The organism is Labedaea rhizosphaerae (genome assembly GCF_004362825.1).
In the GTDB taxonomy this organism is placed as follows: domain Bacteria; phylum Actinomycetota; class Actinomycetes; order Mycobacteriales; family Pseudonocardiaceae; genus Labedaea; species Labedaea rhizosphaerae.
Map to the genome: position 1 here is coordinate 357,583 of NZ_SNXZ01000003.1, position 14,164 is coordinate 371,746.

Below are 14,164 nucleotides of genomic sequence, written 5' to 3' on the forward strand. Positions count from 1 at the left end.
GTGAAGGCATGCATGTGTTGTGGGTACTGGCTCATCCAGACGACCGGTCGTTGAACGGCGCGCTGCACCGCGACGGACTCGAGGCGCTCGCCGAGGCCGGGCACACGGTGGAGGTCTCCGACCTCTACGCCATGAAGTGGAACCCCGTGGTGGACCGCGACGACTTCGGCACCGACGGCGAACGGCTGCACGTCGGCCCCGCGTCCCGCCAGGCGTTCAAGGAGGGGACGCTGAGCCCCGACATCGCCGAGGAACAAGCGAAGCTGCGACGTGCGAACCTCGTGGTGCTGCAGTTCCCGCTCTGGTGGTTCGGCATGCCCGCGATCCTCAAGGGCTGGGTGGACCGCGTGTTCGTCAGCGGCTTCGGCTACAGCATCCCCGACCCCGAACGTCCGGGGCGCAGCAAGCGTTACGGCGACGGCGGCCTCGCGGGCAAGCGGGCGCTGGTCGTGACCACGATCGGCGCGGAGTGGTCGTCGTACCAGCCGCGCGGCATCGACGGGTCACTGACCGAGCTGCTGTTCCCCTTGCTGCACGGGACTTTCTTCTACACGGGGATGTCGCCGCTGCGGCCGTTCGCGGTGCACGACGCGAACCGGCTCACCGCCGAGCAGTACCGGACGGCGGCCGCCGCGTTGCGCGAACGCTTGGCGCACATCGAGACCGAGGAGCCGATCCCTTACCGGACGCAGAACAGCGGCGACTACGACGAGCACATGGTGCTGCGTCCGGAGGTCGCTCCTGGGCGCTCCGGGCTCGGGATTCACCTCGCCGGCTGATCCACCGCACGGCGCCCGGCCAGCGCGTCCAGGGCATCGGCGTCGAAGCCGGCCTGACCGGCGGTCAGGGCACCGCAGTCCACGGCCCGGCGCAGCGAGGTCGCCAACGCCTGCGCGGTCGCGGGTTCGTCCAGCACCGAGCCGGCGGTGCGCTCGACGTAGGCCCGCAGCCGCGCCGCGTCCGCCGGTGCGTGCGCCAGGTAGTAGGCGTACACGGCGGCGTAGCGGGTCACCAGCTGCGCCGGGTGCAGGTCCCAGCCCTGGAAGAACCCGTTGTGCAGGGCCCTGGTGACCAGGTCGAAGTGGGTCCGCCAGCCCTCGTGCACGGCGTCGCCGACCGGCAGCCGGTTGGTCGAGCCGTCCGACAGCAGCACCCCCGTGCCGGCCGCGCCCACCTGCATGGCGGCGCGGGCGAAGTCGCAGGCGGGGTGGGCGAGGTGCTGGTCGGCAGCGCCGAGCCCGCACGCCGCCGTGTAGTCGTAGGTGCCGAAGTGCAGTCCGGACACCCGCCCCTTGCCCGCCGCGATCAACCGCGGCACGACGAACCGGCCCAGGTCGTCCACAATGGACTGCGTGGTCTCGATCTGGATCTCGAACCGCAGCGCCCCCGCCGGCAGGTCGAGGCGGTCCTCCAGCAGCTCGAGCACCACGAGCAGCGCCGAAACCTGTTGCGGGCCGGTGACTTTCGGGAAGGTCGGGACGAAGCGGGGCGGCAGCTCGCCCAGCTCGCCGACCAGCCCCGTCACCACCAGGTCCAGCGTCCGGACGCCACGGCGCAGCAGTTCCGGCGTGTCGAACGACTTGAACCGCAACCCCATCGACGCGGGCGCGGTCCCCTCGCGACACCACCCGGCGAGCACCTGGGCGGCTCGCCGGGCGTCGGCGTCCTCGGCCTGTTCGCCGGGCGCGCCGTAGCCGTCCTCGAAGTCCACCCGCAGGTCCTCGACCGGCTCGCTCGCCAGCTTGGTCCGAACCCGGTCGTACACGGGCTCGGCGAGCTCGGCGGGCAGGTCGAGCACCGAGGCGAGGGCGGCCGCGTTCGGGGCGTGTTCGTCAAGGGCCGCAAGGGCTTGCGCACCCCAGTCCGGCCCGGACGTCGGAGTGAGCCGGTCGGCGGGCAGGTAGCACGTGTGCACCGGCTGCCGGCCCGGCCGCGGCCCGGGGTACCGCGCGGCCCGTCGGGCGTCCACTTCGGACAGCTGGGCGACCAGGTCGGCGATCACCGCACCGTCGATGGACGCCCCCGCTCCCATCAGTCGATCCGCTCGTAGGCGGGCAAGGTGAGGAAGTCCGGGAAGTCGTCGGCCAGCGCGACCGCGCCGAACAGCTCACACGCGGTGTCGAGCTGCTCGGCCGGGATCTGCTCGGCGAGCTCGGCACGGGTCTCGTCGAGCACCTTGCGCACGAGGTCGGCGGTCACGGTCTCGCCGTTGGACAGCTGGACGCCGTTGTTCACCCACTGCCAGACCTGCGAGCGCGAGATCTCCGCGGTCGCCGCGTCCTCCATCAGGTTGTGGATCGCGGCCGCGCCGTTGCCGCCCAGCCAGGACGCCAGGTACCGCACGCCGACGTCGACCGCGCTGCGCAGCCCGGCCTCGGTCTTCTCCCCCGGCGTCGCCGCGACGTTGAGCAGGTCCTCGGCGGCGACCGCCACCTCTTCACGAGTGCGGTTGAGCTGGTTGGGCCGATCGCCCAGCTTGGCGTCGAAGATCTCCTGGCAGACCGGCACGAGGTCCGGGTGGGCCACCCAGGAACCGTCGAAGCCGTCGTTGGCCTCGCGCTGCTTGTCCTGGCGCACCTTGTCCAGCGCGGTCTTGGTGACCTCGGGGTCGCGCCGGTTCGGGATGAACGCGGCCATGCCGCCCATCGCGAACGCGTGGCGCTTGTGGCAAGTGCGCACGAGCAGTTCGGTGTAGGCACGCATGAACGGCGCCGTCATGGTCACCGCGTTGCGGTCGGGCAGCACGAAGTCCGCGCCCGCGTCGCGGAAGTACTTGATGAGGCTGAAGAGGTAGTCCCAGCGACCTGCGTTCAGGCCGGACGCGTGCTCGCGCAGTTCGTAGAGGATCTCCTCCATCTCGAACGCGGCCGGGATGGTCTCGATCAGCACGGTCGCGCGAACGGTGCCGTGCTCGATGCCCAGGCGCTCCTCGGCGTAGGTGAACACGTCATTCCACAGCCGTGCCTCGCGGTGCGACTCCATCTTCGGCAGGTAGTAGTACGGGCCGGAACCGCGCTCCAGCAAGGCTTTCGCGTTGTGGAAGAAGTGCAGCCCGAAGTCGACGAGGGCGCCGACGGCCGGCCTGCCGTCGATCTCCAGGTGCCGCTCGGGCAGGTGCCACCCGCGCGGGCGCATCACCACGGTGACCGGTGGCGCGTCGGCGCGCACGGCGTAGTGCTTGCCTTCGGGAGAGGTGAACTCGAGCTTGCCGCGCACGGCGTCGGCCAGGTTGACCTGCCCGGAGATGACGTTCTGCCAGTGCGGGGTGTTGGCATCCTCCATGTCGGCCAGCCACACCTTCGCGCCCGAGTTCAACGCGTTGATCGCCATCTTGCGCTCGGTCGGGCCGGTGATCTCGACCCGCCGGTCGGTGAGGTCCGCGGGCGCGGGCGCGACCTGCCAGTCGCTGGTGCGCACCTTGTCGGTCTCGGGCAGGAAGCCGAGCTTGCCGGTGCGCTTCGCCTCTTCCCGGCGGGCCTTGCGGGCTTCGAGCAGTTCGTCACGCGTCGCGGCGAACCGTTCGTGCAGCTCGCCGAGGAACGCGAGGGCGTCGTCGGTGAGCACCTCCTCGGCCCGATCCACCTTGCCACCGAGGACCCGGACGTCAGCCATGCGCGCCACCTTTCTGCTGAGCTACCACCGGCCGTAATGTACGACGTCCGCGACCGGGCGGCGGCGCTCGGAGCGGTCCCAGACCGACGTCTCGGCCGAGTGCCCGATCGCGACGGCGCCGATCGGTTCATGATCCTCCGGAACGCCGAAGGCCGCACGGAACGGCTGGACCTGCGGTGGCTGGATGCCGAAGTACAGCGCGCCCAGGCCTTCGTCGACCACCGTCTGCAGGATGAGCAGCGTGGCCATCCCGGTGTCGATGTGCCAGAACGGCACCGGCCAGCGCGCCTCGTCGCGGTCGGTCCAGCCCTTGTCCGGCTCGGCGTAGCGGTCGAGGTAGACCCGCTTGCAGGACAACGGGACGATGACGAGCGGGGCGTTCTTGACGCCGTCGGCGACGTGCTCGGCGAACTGCCAGAACCCGGCGAGATCCTCGTCACGCAGGACGAGGAAGGCCTGGCCTTGCGAGAACCCGGCCGACGGGCCGCGCCGGGCGTTGGCGAGGATCCGCTCGACGACCTTGTCGTCGAGCGGGTCGGACTTCAGCTCGCGCACCATGTGCCGGCGCGCCACCACCTGCTGGAACTCCATCCACCGACCCTAGCGGTCGGGGCGGGCGCTACTCGCCTTCCGCGTTGCGGAGCAGCGCCACGATCTGGGCCATCCCCATGTTCACGGTGCTGAACCCGTCGGACATCTTGCGATCCAACGAATCGACCTTCGCCTCCAGGGAGTCGAGACGCTGGCCGTGCTCGACCTGGGTCTCGCGGAGCGCGTTCAGCGTCTTCGTGTGTGCCTTGAGCTCTTGCCGGAACTCCGACACGTCCCGGTCGGCCGCACCGGCCAGCACCCGAGCGGCCGCCGCGTCGCTGCGGACGTCGGCAACCGAGTGCTCCAGGTGCTCGACCCGCGCTTCCAGGTCTTCGAGGCTTGCCACGCACCTGCTCCTTCTCCCGTGGGACCTCGACCATTGTCGCCCACTTCCCGACCCCTCGGCAGGGTGCGCGACGAGGTTCGCACAAACGTGCGAACCTTGCCCGGATCGCAAAATCAGCGAATACGGCGGTTCGGCGCGCGTACGAGCGCCACGACGCCCATCGCCGCCACCGCGATCAGGAGCACGGGCACCACTTCCCACGGCGCAACGCCGACGGCGGCCAGCACGCAGTACGCCAGCACGGCGATCAACACGGGGACGGCCACCAAGAGCCTGGTCTTCATCGGGTTGCTCCTTCGGTACGGGCGCGGTCGAGGTAGTCGGCGAGCTCGCGGAACGCAGGCGCGTCGACCTCTTCCCCGGACAGCGCGGCCGGGTCGTCGCGCCAGGCCGCGCGAACGCCCTCGGAAACGGCGGTGTCGCCGCCGGTGAACAACGTCGACAGCTCGTCCATCCGGTGCACGAGCGCGCGCACGCGGGGATCACCGGCGTCGACGCCGTCGAGGCGCAGCCGCTCGGCCCGCCGGTACAGCTCGGGCCATTCGATCTCCAGCAGGTAGTGCGCGCTGGGCCCCATCGCCGCGTGGCGCGCCTCGAGCACCTTCACCTGGTCGGCGTCCAGGTGGCGGCGCAGCACCCCCAGGTCGTTGCCACCGATGGCACGCAAGGCATCCAGGAGCGAATCGGTGGTCGGCTCGCGGTCGGCCGCGAGGTCGTCGGCCAGGCGGCGCAGCCGGTCACGCAGCACCTCGAGCCCGGCCAGCGACTGCTCGACGGAGTCCAGCTGGTCGCGCACCAACCGGTTGGGGTCGACGCCGACGTCCAGGCAGACGGCGATGGTGTCCAGCGACAGCCCGAGCCCCCGCAGGGCCAGCACCTGGTACAGCCGCACCAGGTCGGGCTCGCCGTACTCCCGGTGCCCGGCGTCGGTGCGCCGCGACGGGCTGAGCAGGCCGATCGCGTCCCAGTGCCGCAGGGTGCGCACGGTCAGCCCGCTCGCCTCGGCGAGCTGCCCGGTCCTCCATGTGCGAGTCATGGCACCAACGATCGACCATGACGTCGCGTCACGTGCAAGCCGTCAGGCGAGCAGGGCGTCCACGAAGGCTTCCGGCTCGAACGGGGCCAGGTCGTCGGCACCTTCGCCGAGGCCGACCAGCTTCACCGGGACACCCAGCTCGCGCTGCACCTGGAACACGATGCCGCCCTTGGCGGTGCCGTCCAGCTTGGTCAGCACGATGCCGGTCACGTCGACGACCTCGCCGAAGACGCGGGCCTGGGCCAGGCCGTTCTGCCCGGTGGTCGCATCGAGCACGAGCAGGACCTCGTCGATCTCGGCCAGCTTGCCGACGACGCGCTTGACCTTGCCCAGCTCGTCCATCAGGCCGGTCTTGGTGTGCAGCCGACCCGCGGTGTCGATCAGGACGGCGTCGACCTTGGCCTCGACGCCGCGCTTGACCGCGTCGAAGGCGACGGCCGCGGGGTCGGCGCCCTCCTTGCCGCGCACGACCTCGGCGCCGACGCGCTCGGCCCACGTGGCCAGCTGCTCGGCGGCCGCGGCGCGGAAGGTGTCCGCCGCGCCCAGCAGCACCGTGCGGCCACCGGCCACGAGCACCCGGGCCAGCTTGCCTGTCGTCGTCGTCTTCCCGGTGCCGTTCACCCCCGCGACCAGCACGACAGCGGGCTGCTTGCCGTGCTCGGCGGTCTCGTGCGGCAGGGCACGCACCGCACGCTCCATGTCCGGGCGCAGGGCCTCGACCAGCACCGAACGCAGCACCGCGCGAGCCTGCTCGGCCGTGCGCACGCCCTTGGTCGACAGCTCAGCACGCAGCCGCGTCACGACCTCCTCCGTGGTGGCCGCGCCGAGGTCGGCCATCAGCAGCGTGTCCTCGACCTCGGTCCACGAGTCCTCGTCGAGGTCACCGGCGCCCAGCAGGCCCAGCAGGCCCTGGCCCAGGGTCGACCGGGAGCGGGCGAGGCGGCCACGCAGCCGCTCCAACCGGCCCGAGGGCGGCTCGATCTCCTCCGCTTCGACCTCGGGTGCGGGCTCGACCTCGATGACGACCTCGACGAGCTCCGCGTCCGCCTCGACCGGCTCGACGGGCTCCGCGACCGTCGCGGGCTCGACGTCAGCGGGCGGCGACGCCTCGACCGGCGGTTCGACCGTCTCCGTCCGCCCGCCGGGCGCGAGGCTGATCGCGCTCCCGGTCGCGTAGCCGCCGCCTTGCGGCTTGTCCTTGGGCTTCTCGGATTTCCCAGCCTCGGTCAGGCTGATCCGCCGCTTGCGCGCGACCAGCACGCCGGCGCCGACGGCCAGCGCCAGCACGACCACAACGAGGACGACGATCAAGATCACGGTGCTTGACACCCCGTCATCCTCGCATCCGCACCCCTCAGGCCCCGGATCAGGCGGTCCCGGGCGCCCGCCAAACCCTTACCCGTTAGGGACTCGATTTGGACAAGAATTAACCTGCCTCTTGCGTGAAGGTCGTGTGTGGAATAGACCACTGCCGTGATGGCGGCGCTGCGGACGATCGGGCTGATCTCGGGCACGTCGATGGATGGCATCGACGTGGCCGTGGCCGACCTCGCCCTCGACGCGGACACCATCCTCCTGACCCCCGTCGGGCACACCGAAGTCGCCTACCCCGAACCCGTGCGCACCGAGCTGCTCGCTTGCCTCCCGCCGGGTGACTGCACGGCCGAACAGCTCTGCCGGCTGGACACCGCGGTCGGCCAGGCCTTCGCCGGCGCCGCGGCCGCGGCCATCGCCGAGTTCGGGCCCGCCGACCTCATCGCCTCGCTGGGGCAGACGATCTTCCACTGGATCTCCGGCGACCGATGCCTGGGCACGCTGCAGATCGGCCAGCCCGCCTGGATCGCCGAACGCACCGGGGTCCCGGTGGTCGCCGACCTGCGGGTGCGTGACGTCGCCGCGGGCGGGCACGGCGCCCCGCTGGCCGGCCGGCTCGACGAGCTGTGGCTCGCGGACGCCGAGGCACCGGCCGCCGCGCTCAACCTGGGTGGGATCGCCAACATCACCGTCGTCGCGCCGGGCGCGGAGACGATCGCCTACGACACCGGCCCCGCGAACGCCCTGCTCGACGTCGCCGTGCGGCTCGGCTCGCACGGCACCCGCCACTTCGACGAGGGCGGCGCGCTCGCGCTGGCCGGCACGGTCCGCGACGACCTGCTGGCCGTCCTGCTGGCCGACCCGTACTACGCGGCGGCGCCACCCAAGTCCACCGGCAAGGAGCTCTTCCACGCCGACTACCTGCGCGAAGCCCTGCGCGGGCTGCCGGAGGTCACCGAGCCGGACCTGCTCGCGACGCTGGTCGAGCTGACCGCCGCGACCGTGGCCGACCAGTGCCACCGCCACGGCGTCACCAAGGTGATCGCGTCGGGCGGCGGCGTGCGCAACCCGGCGCTGATGGCGGCGCTCGAGCGCAGGCTCGCCCCGGCGTCGCTCGTCACGAGCGACGCACTCGGCCTTCCCACGGACGCCAAGGAGGGTTATCTCACCGCGTTGCTGGGCTTCCTGACCTGGCACGGCATCGCGTCGAACAGCCCGCACGCCACCGGCGCCGCCGGTCGCAGGCTGCTCGGCGCCATCACCCCGGGCCGGGGGCCGCTGCGGCCGCCCGAGCCCGTCACAAGACCCGTCACCCGGCTACGGGTGCAGGACCACATCTGACTGAGGGACAAGGAGGATCGGCGTGCGAGCGATCGACATCGCGATCATCGTGATCTATCTCGCGGCAATGCCGCTGATCGGTGTAATGATCGGCCGGCGGCAGAAGTCGTCGACCGACTACTTCGTCGGCGAACGCAGCCTGCCCTGGTGGGCCGTCATGTTGTCGGTGGTCGCCACCGAGACCTCCACGCTGACCGTGATCAGCACCCCCGGCCTCGTGTTCGGTGGTGCGTTCACCTTCCTCCAGGTGGCGTTCGGCTACATCATCGGCCGCACGGTCGCGGCGTTCGTGCTGCTGCCCCGCTACTTCAAGGGCACGCAGGTGACCGCCTACCAGTACCTGGGCAAGCGGTTCGGCAACGGCCTGCAGGGCACCGCGTCGGTGACGTTCATGGTCACCCGCCTGCTGGCCGAGGGTCTGCGCCTGTTCGCGGGCGCGATCCCGATCAAGGTCATCCTCGACCACTACAACATCCACACCTCGTACTGGCACATCGTGGTCGCGCTGACCGCCCTGACCGTGATCTACGCGTTCATCGGCGGCATCAAGGCCGTGGTGTGGGTGGACGTCATCCAGTGGTCGATCTACATCATCGGCGCGATCGCGGCGATCATCGTGCTGTCCACCAAGCTGCCCAGCGGCTGGGTCTCCACCGCCTCGGACCAGGGCAAGCTCGCGCTGACCGACTTCACGTCGAACATCTTCACCGGTTCGTACCCGTTCTGGATCGCGATCATCGGTGGTGCGTTCCTGTCCATGGCCTCGCACGGCGCGGACCAGCTGATCGTGCAGCGGCTGCTGTCCTGCCGCTCGCTCAAGGACGGCCAGCGGGCGCTGATCGGCTCCGGGATCATGGTCTTCGTCCAGTTCGGCGTCTTCCTGGTGGTCGGCGCGATGCTGTGGGTCTACGTCGGTGGCGCGGGTTCGCAGACGGTCAAGGACATCGCGGCGAAGAAGCTCGCCAGTGACGACGTGTTCCCCAACTTCATCGTCAACGACCTGCCGGTCGGCCTGTCCGGCCTGCTGATCGCCGGCATCCTGGCCTCGACGATGGGTGCGCTCGCCTCGGCGCTCAACGCCATGTCGTCGTCCACGGTCGGCGACCTCTACCAGCGCTTCGCCAAGAAGCGGTTGTCCGACGAGCAGACCCTCAAGCACGCTCGCATGTGGACATTGATCTGGGCCGTGGTGTTCGCGATCTTCGCGTCGCTGTTCACCAACTCGAAGGACCCGGTGATCGTCCAGGGTCTCGGCATCGTCGGTTACACCTACGGTGCGCTGCTCGGCTCCTTCCTGCTGGGCCTGATCTTCCGCAAGGCACGGCAGCTGGAGGCGATCATCGCGTTCGCCGCCTCGGTGATCGGGATGGCGTTCATCATCCTGTTCGTCAAGTTCGACACCAAGAACGGCAACAGCGTCCACATCGCCTTCGGCACGGCGAAGGCGCCCGACAAGGCGCTCGTGTCCTGGTGGTACACGTTGATCGGCGTGGTCATCGCGCTGGTCGTCGGCGGCCTGCTGTCGCTGCGGCACCGCTCGGCCGCCCCCGAGGCCGACGAGGCGAACCGCCCCGACGAGCCGGACCCGGACCGCGAGCCGGCCAACGCCTGATTTCCCAGGGCCAGAAAGGAAGGGCCGGTGCGGACACGTTGTCCGCACCGGCCCTTCCCTTTGCCTGCACTGCTTTTCAGTGCTTGAGCTTCAGGGACCCACCGCCGACGTCGGCGAAGACCCGCAGCATCGGCGCGTAGTCGTCGGGTGGGCTGGTCGCCTTGTTGATGACACGCCCGTGGGTGGTCTGCGCCTCTTCGACACGCACGAGCCAGCCCTTCGGCACGATCACCCGGACGTGGCCGACCTTGGTCATCTTCACCCGGAGCACGATCTCGCGGTGCGTGCAGGTCGCATCGGTGAAGTCGACCGTGACGCGGCCGACCCCGCACTGGACCTCGATCAGCGGTGGCACCACCCAGGGACCGGTTTGCTTCACCGACCCGTTGCCGGTGCACAGCACGAGCGACGGCGGCTGGGAGCGCGGTGGCTGCGCGGGCAGGTCGGCGAGCAACCCGTCGAGCTCCCCGCGCGTGCCCGCGCGCAGCACCAGCTCGCTGCGGCTGCTGAACTCCTCGAGGCCCAGTGCCCCCGTGCCGACCGCCTGGTGCAGCCGCGCCAGCGCCTGCTCGCGATCCGCGTCGGCGGCGCGCACCGCCTCCGGCAAGTCCCTCATGCGTCGAGCATATGGGCGGCCAGGGCGGTCGGGCGTCAACCGATCGGCCGGTTCCCGACAGCACCGGCGGTCGAGGAGCACACTACGACCTCGTGATCGACTCTCGAACCGCGCACCAGCGCCGGTGGCCCGCCTCCGTCGCGGTGATCGTGATCATCCTGCTGGAGTTCGGGCTGCCCGACCAGATCGTGCCGCCGTGGTGGCCGGTGCTGTTCGCGTTCGAGGTGTTGCTGCTGGTGCCGCTGGTCGCGACCAACCCGATCCGGCTCACCCGCGACCAGACCTGGATCCGGTACGTCGGGATCAGCCTGGCGCTGCTGCTGCTCGCGGGCAACGCGGCCCGGCTCGGGCAGTTGCTCTTCGTGCTGTTCGACAAGCGAGCGCTCAGCGCGGTGGAGCTGCTGAGCGCCGGGCTGCTCATCTGGGTCACCAACGTGGTGGCCACCGCCATCGCCTACTGGGAGCTCGATCGGGGCGGCCCGTTCGCCCGCGATCCCCGCCACGAACGCGCGATGGGCGCGATCGACCTGCTGTTCCCGCAGCTGACCGGTGTGCCCGGGGTCGATCCCGAGAGGTGGCGGCCGTCGTTCCTCGACTACCTCTTCGTCGCGTTCACGGCGGCGACGGCGTTCAGCCCGACCGACGTCCTGCCGCTCACCGGGCGGGCCAAACTGCTGATGATGACGGCCTCGACGGTCTCGCTGGTGACCGTCGCCGGCGTCGCCGCCCGGGCCGTGAACGTCCTTTGACGACGGTTTGGAATCAGCCGAAAGATGGGGACCACCTGGACGAGGCCACCAGCCGCCTCACCCGTCTGGTGCCGTAAACGTCCGTTAGTAGGTCAGATTCCCACCTTTCGTCGCTACAGCTCGTGGCTTGTTTCCGGCTGAAGTAGAAGCACCCTGCTCCGGAAGGACCCACGATGAAACTGCGAATCGTGCTCGCCTCCGCCGCGGCGCTCGCCGCCGCCGCGGTGTCGGTGGTGGTGGCCCAGACCGCCACGGCCGCGCCGTCGAAGGTGACCGACGTGAACTTCGCCGGCACCGTCGCCCTGTCCAACTGCTCGGGCTCGGTGGTCAAGCTGACCACGTCCGCGCCGGACGACCCGGCGTTGGTGCTGTCCAACGGCCACTGCCTGGAAGAGGGCTTCCCGTCGGCCGGCGAGGTGATCACGAACCAGCCGTCCAGCCGGAGCTTCACCCTGCTCGACGCGGACGCCAACGGCCTGGGCACGCTGCACGCCACCAAGATCGTGTACGCGACCATGACCGGCACCGACGTCTCGCTCTACCAGCTGGACCAGACCTACGCGGAAATCCAGCAGCAGTACGGCATCGACGCGCTGACGCTGTCCGACCAGCACCCGGCCGCGGGCACCGCGATCACGGTCGTGTCCGGCTACTGGCAGCAGACGTACTCGTGCTCGATCGACGGGTTCGTCCACGAACTGCACGAGGGCGACTGGGTGTTCACCGACTCCATCCGCTACACCCCGGAGTGCAAGACGATCGGCGGCACCTCGGGCTCGCCCATCGAGGACAGCGCGACCGGCACCGTGGTCGGCATCAACAACACCGGCAACGAGAACGGCGAGCAGTGCACGATCAACAACCCGTGTGAGGTCGACGAGTCCGGGAACGTGACGGTGCACCAGGGCACCAACTACGGCGAGCAGACCTACCTGTTCTACGGCTGCCTGACCGCCGGCAGCGAGATCGACCTGAACCAGGCCGGGTGCCAGCTGGCGAAGCCCGCAGCCTGAGCAAGCCCCGCCCCGACGAAGGCCGCCCGGCGACGGGCGGCCTTCGTCATACCCGGACGGCTCCGGCGGCCAGGACGCTCAGAGCTCGCAGCATCGGGGTGACCACTGACGCGTCCAGCCCGCGGGGATCGAGACCGGCCCAGCCGACGATCTCCTGGGCGATGGCGAGCGCCGGCGTGTCGTCGCTGGTCAGCACGGCCTCGGCCAGCCGAAGGTAGGCGCCGTGCTGGGTACCCGCGGTGGCCGCGGCCAGGGCGCTGACCTCCGGCGCCAGCAGCTGCCCGTCCAAGCGGTGCTGCGCGGCAAGGCAGGCCAGGAAGAACTGCGTGACCGGCGGCTCGACCGACCAGCGGTCGAGCAGGGGGACGATGTGGTCGGCGATGGCGAGGTGGACGTGCGGGGACCAGGGCGCGAACTGCGCCGGCCGGGACTCGGCCACGGCGAGCTCGGCGTCCTCGACCATGCTCACGGCCCACTGGCCGGTGGCGTGGAGCAGCCACAGGTAGAGGTCCAGCCGCCGTTGCACCGGCAGGGTGCCCGAGGCCAGCAACCGCACGATGAACTCCATCGCGGGCACGGTCGCCGAGTAGCAGTTGCCTTCGTGCAGCAGGCGATCAGCGAGCAGCTCGTCGAGGGCATCGGACCAGCGGTCGTCGTCGCGTCCCAGGGTCCGGATGAGCTCCGGTACGTCCTCGGCCGACCCACGGGCGTGCTTGAGCTCCGCCCAGTCGACGTCGTCGAGCCCGCTCAGGTCGACCTCGCCTGCTTCGAAGATGTCCGGCGCCGACGCGAGCTCGGCCGGCGGCGGTACCGCGATCACAGCCACGGCTCCAGTGTGCCCGGTCAGCCGGCCGCCTTCGACGCGGCCTGGCGCCGGTAGCTGACCAGCTCCAGGTGCAACGCGAAGCCCAGCCGCGTGAACATCCGTTCCGAGGCGTCGTTGCCCAGGGAGATCACGGCGGCGGCCTGCCCGCGTGGACCGTGCCGCAGCGCCATTTCCTGCAGCAGCCCGCGGATCAGCGCCCCGCCGACACCGGCCGAGCGTTTGCCCGGGTCGACCGCGACGTAGTCGACGTACAGCTCGTCGTCCTGCGGGTAGCCGGCCGCGTAGCCGATGACGCCGCCGTGCTCGGCGACGACGACCACATGGTCCTTGCGCCCCTCGACCAGGCCGCGCCCGCTGATCGTCCGGCCGGGGAACGAACGCTCGTGCAGCGCCGCGACCGCGTCCCGCACCCGCGGGTCGTCCGGCAGCGCGCGCACGCCCGGTACGCCCGACGGTTGCTCCGCGTCCCGCACCATCAGCGACCGCAGCGCGGACCCGTCCAGCACGAACACCCGCGACACGGCACCGCCCGTGAAACCGTGCTGCGCGGCGAAATCGGCGAGCCTGCGGTGCTTGCGGTGGCCGTAGAGCTCGAGGTCGTCGATCCCGGCGAGCGACGGCAGACCGAGGACCTTCGCGAGCAGTTCGTCGGCGGTGGAGTGCCACAGCCGGTCCGCGGCCGGGTGCCCGTCCGGAAAGTCGATGTAGGGGCCGAGCAGCCACGCCCGGCCGAGGTCGGCGTCCACGTCTGCGGTCAGCACCCCGTGGACGTCGTCGTCGCTGTCGACGGCGACGACCGCGTTGTCGGCCCAGGCGCCGGTCACGCCGCTCAGCTCGTCGGTCACCTCCTGCTCGGTGACCCCGTGGTAGCCGATGAAGTGCTCCGGCCGCGCCTGCAGCCGCACCACCAGCTCGACCACTGTGGTGAAGTCCACCGCCGAGGCGGGACGAATCGTGTACATGCGGAAATGTTGACCCGCCGAGGGCCTGGCGGGCGACTGGATTACGGCCCTTGTCGGTGGGGCAGGGCATGCTGGTGGGCATGAGCGAGCCGGCGAGCGAATCATCAGACAGGGCGTCAGCGACAGAGGGGTCTCGTGAGCACGTC

The 14,164-nt window shown here is 70.6% G+C and carries 15 protein-coding genes; 5 read left to right on the forward strand and 10 right to left on the reverse strand.

The window, feature by feature from the left end:
* The first annotated feature begins 8 nt into the window (after positions 1-8).
* Positions 9-779, forward strand: coding sequence for an NAD(P)H-dependent oxidoreductase (locus tag EV186_RS18700; RefSeq protein ID WP_133850609.1), 771 nt, complete (start codon positions 9-11; stop codon positions 777-779).
* Here EV186_RS18700 and EV186_RS18705 read toward each other — a convergent pair.
* The 7 genes from EV186_RS18705 to ftsY form a co-directional block, all read right to left on the reverse strand.
* Complete coding sequence (locus tag EV186_RS18705) at positions 764-2,032, reverse strand: DUF6986 family protein (RefSeq protein WP_208115678.1); 1,269 nt, start codon at positions 2,030-2,032, stop codon at positions 764-766. The two genes, EV186_RS18700 and EV186_RS18705, sit on opposite strands and share 16 nt — an antisense overlap.
* Entirely contained in the window at positions 2,032-3,612 is a 1,581-nt protein-coding gene (gene aceB, locus EV186_RS18710) for a malate synthase A (RefSeq protein WP_133850610.1), read from the reverse strand. Before aceB ends, EV186_RS18705 begins: the two co-directional genes overlap by 1 nt.
* Positions 3,613-3,633: 21 nt before the next feature.
* The gene (locus EV186_RS18715) at positions 3,634-4,203 is read right to left on the reverse strand and encodes a nitroreductase family protein (protein ID WP_133850611.1); all 570 of its coding nucleotides are present in this window, start codon (positions 4,201-4,203) and stop codon (positions 3,634-3,636) included.
* Positions 4,204-4,231: 28 nt separating this feature from the next.
* On the reverse strand, positions 4,232-4,549 hold the full coding sequence (locus EV186_RS18720) for a hypothetical protein (protein WP_133850612.1): 318 nt from the start codon (positions 4,547-4,549) through the stop codon (positions 4,232-4,234).
* Between the two features lie 113 nt (positions 4,550-4,662).
* The gene (locus EV186_RS38965; protein ID WP_166659227.1) at positions 4,663-4,833 is read right to left on the reverse strand and encodes a DUF4175 domain-containing protein; all 171 of its coding nucleotides are present in this window, start codon (positions 4,831-4,833) and stop codon (positions 4,663-4,665) included.
* The gene (locus EV186_RS18725) at positions 4,830-5,585 is read right to left on the reverse strand and encodes a MerR family transcriptional regulator (protein WP_133850613.1); all 756 of its coding nucleotides are present in this window, start codon (positions 5,583-5,585) and stop codon (positions 4,830-4,832) included. The genes EV186_RS38965 and EV186_RS18725 overlap by 4 nt, the downstream gene beginning before the upstream one ends.
* Positions 5,586-5,627: 42 nt before the next feature.
* Complete coding sequence (gene ftsY, locus EV186_RS18730) at positions 5,628-6,914, reverse strand: signal recognition particle-docking protein FtsY (RefSeq protein ID WP_133850614.1); 1,287 nt, start codon at positions 6,912-6,914, stop codon at positions 5,628-5,630.
* A gap of 147 nt (positions 6,915-7,061) precedes the next feature.
* Between ftsY and EV186_RS18735 the strand changes: the two genes are divergently transcribed.
* Complete coding sequence (locus EV186_RS18735) at positions 7,062-8,240, forward strand: anhydro-N-acetylmuramic acid kinase (RefSeq protein ID WP_133850615.1); 1,179 nt, start codon at positions 7,062-7,064, stop codon at positions 8,238-8,240.
* Positions 8,241-8,262: 22 nt separating this feature from the next.
* Positions 8,263-9,852, forward strand: a complete 1,590-nt coding sequence (locus tag EV186_RS18740) for a sodium:solute symporter (protein WP_133850616.1) — start codon at positions 8,263-8,265, stop codon at positions 9,850-9,852.
* A 76-nt stretch (positions 9,853-9,928) separates the two neighbouring features.
* On the opposite strand, the gene EV186_RS18745 is transcribed toward EV186_RS18740, so the two are convergent.
* Positions 9,929-10,468, reverse strand: a complete 540-nt coding sequence (locus EV186_RS18745) for a DUF1707 domain-containing protein (RefSeq protein ID WP_133850617.1) — start codon at positions 10,466-10,468, stop codon at positions 9,929-9,931.
* A 92-nt stretch (positions 10,469-10,560) separates the two neighbouring features.
* Between EV186_RS18745 and EV186_RS18750 the strand changes: the two genes are divergently transcribed.
* Both EV186_RS18750 and EV186_RS18755 read left to right on the forward strand, forming a co-directional pair.
* Positions 10,561-11,217 (forward strand): hypothetical protein, encoded by a 657-nt coding sequence (locus tag EV186_RS18750; protein WP_133850618.1) that lies wholly within the window; start codon positions 10,561-10,563, stop codon positions 11,215-11,217.
* A gap of 173 nt (positions 11,218-11,390) precedes the next feature.
* Entirely contained in the window at positions 11,391-12,230 is an 840-nt protein-coding gene (locus tag EV186_RS18755; protein ID WP_133850619.1) for a S1 family peptidase, read from the forward strand.
* 46 nt (positions 12,231-12,276) lie between these two features.
* On the opposite strand, the gene EV186_RS18760 is transcribed toward EV186_RS18755, so the two are convergent.
* Both EV186_RS18760 and EV186_RS18765 read right to left on the reverse strand, forming a co-directional pair.
* Positions 12,277-13,056 carry a hypothetical protein gene (locus tag EV186_RS18760; protein WP_133850620.1) on the reverse strand — a complete coding sequence of 260 codons (780 nt, stop codon included), beginning with the start codon at positions 13,054-13,056 and terminating at the stop codon, positions 12,277-12,279.
* Positions 13,057-13,073: 17 nt separating this feature from the next.
* Positions 13,074-14,018: a GNAT family N-acetyltransferase gene (locus EV186_RS18765; RefSeq protein WP_133850621.1), complete on the reverse strand. Its 945-nt coding sequence runs from the start codon at positions 14,016-14,018 to the stop codon at positions 13,074-13,076.
* Positions 14,019-14,164 lie beyond the last annotated feature (146 nt).

Excerpts from the sequence above, each read along its gene's own strand:
- EV186_RS18705 (WP_208115678.1), bottom strand. The coding sequence starts at position 2,032 with ATGGGAGCGGGGGCGTCCATCGACGGTGCGGTGATCGCCGACCTGGTC.
- EV186_RS18735 (WP_133850615.1), top strand. The coding sequence starts at position 7,062 with ATGGCGGCGCTGCGGACGATCGGGCTGATCTCGGGCACGTCGATGGAT.
- EV186_RS18755 (WP_133850619.1), top strand. The coding sequence starts at position 11,391 with ATGAAACTGCGAATCGTGCTCGCCTCCGCCGCGGCGCTCGCCGCCGCC.
- EV186_RS18765 (WP_133850621.1), bottom strand. The coding sequence starts at position 14,018 with ATGTACACGATTCGTCCCGCCTCGGCGGTGGACTTCACCACAGTGGTC.
- EV186_RS18715 (WP_133850611.1), bottom strand. The coding sequence starts at position 4,203 with ATGGAGTTCCAGCAGGTGGTGGCGCGCCGGCACATGGTGCGCGAGCTG.
- EV186_RS38965 (WP_166659227.1), bottom strand. The coding sequence starts at position 4,833 with ATGAAGACCAGGCTCTTGGTGGCCGTCCCCGTGTTGATCGCCGTGCTG.
- EV186_RS18700 (WP_133850609.1), top strand. The coding sequence starts at position 9 with ATGCATGTGTTGTGGGTACTGGCTCATCCAGACGACCGGTCGTTGAAC.
- aceB (WP_133850610.1), bottom strand. The coding sequence starts at position 3,612 with ATGGCTGACGTCCGGGTCCTCGGTGGCAAGGTGGATCGGGCCGAGGAG.
- EV186_RS18725 (WP_133850613.1), bottom strand. The coding sequence starts at position 5,585 with ATGACTCGCACATGGAGGACCGGGCAGCTCGCCGAGGCGAGCGGGCTG.
- EV186_RS18745 (WP_133850617.1), bottom strand. The coding sequence starts at position 10,468 with ATGAGGGACTTGCCGGAGGCGGTGCGCGCCGCCGACGCGGATCGCGAG.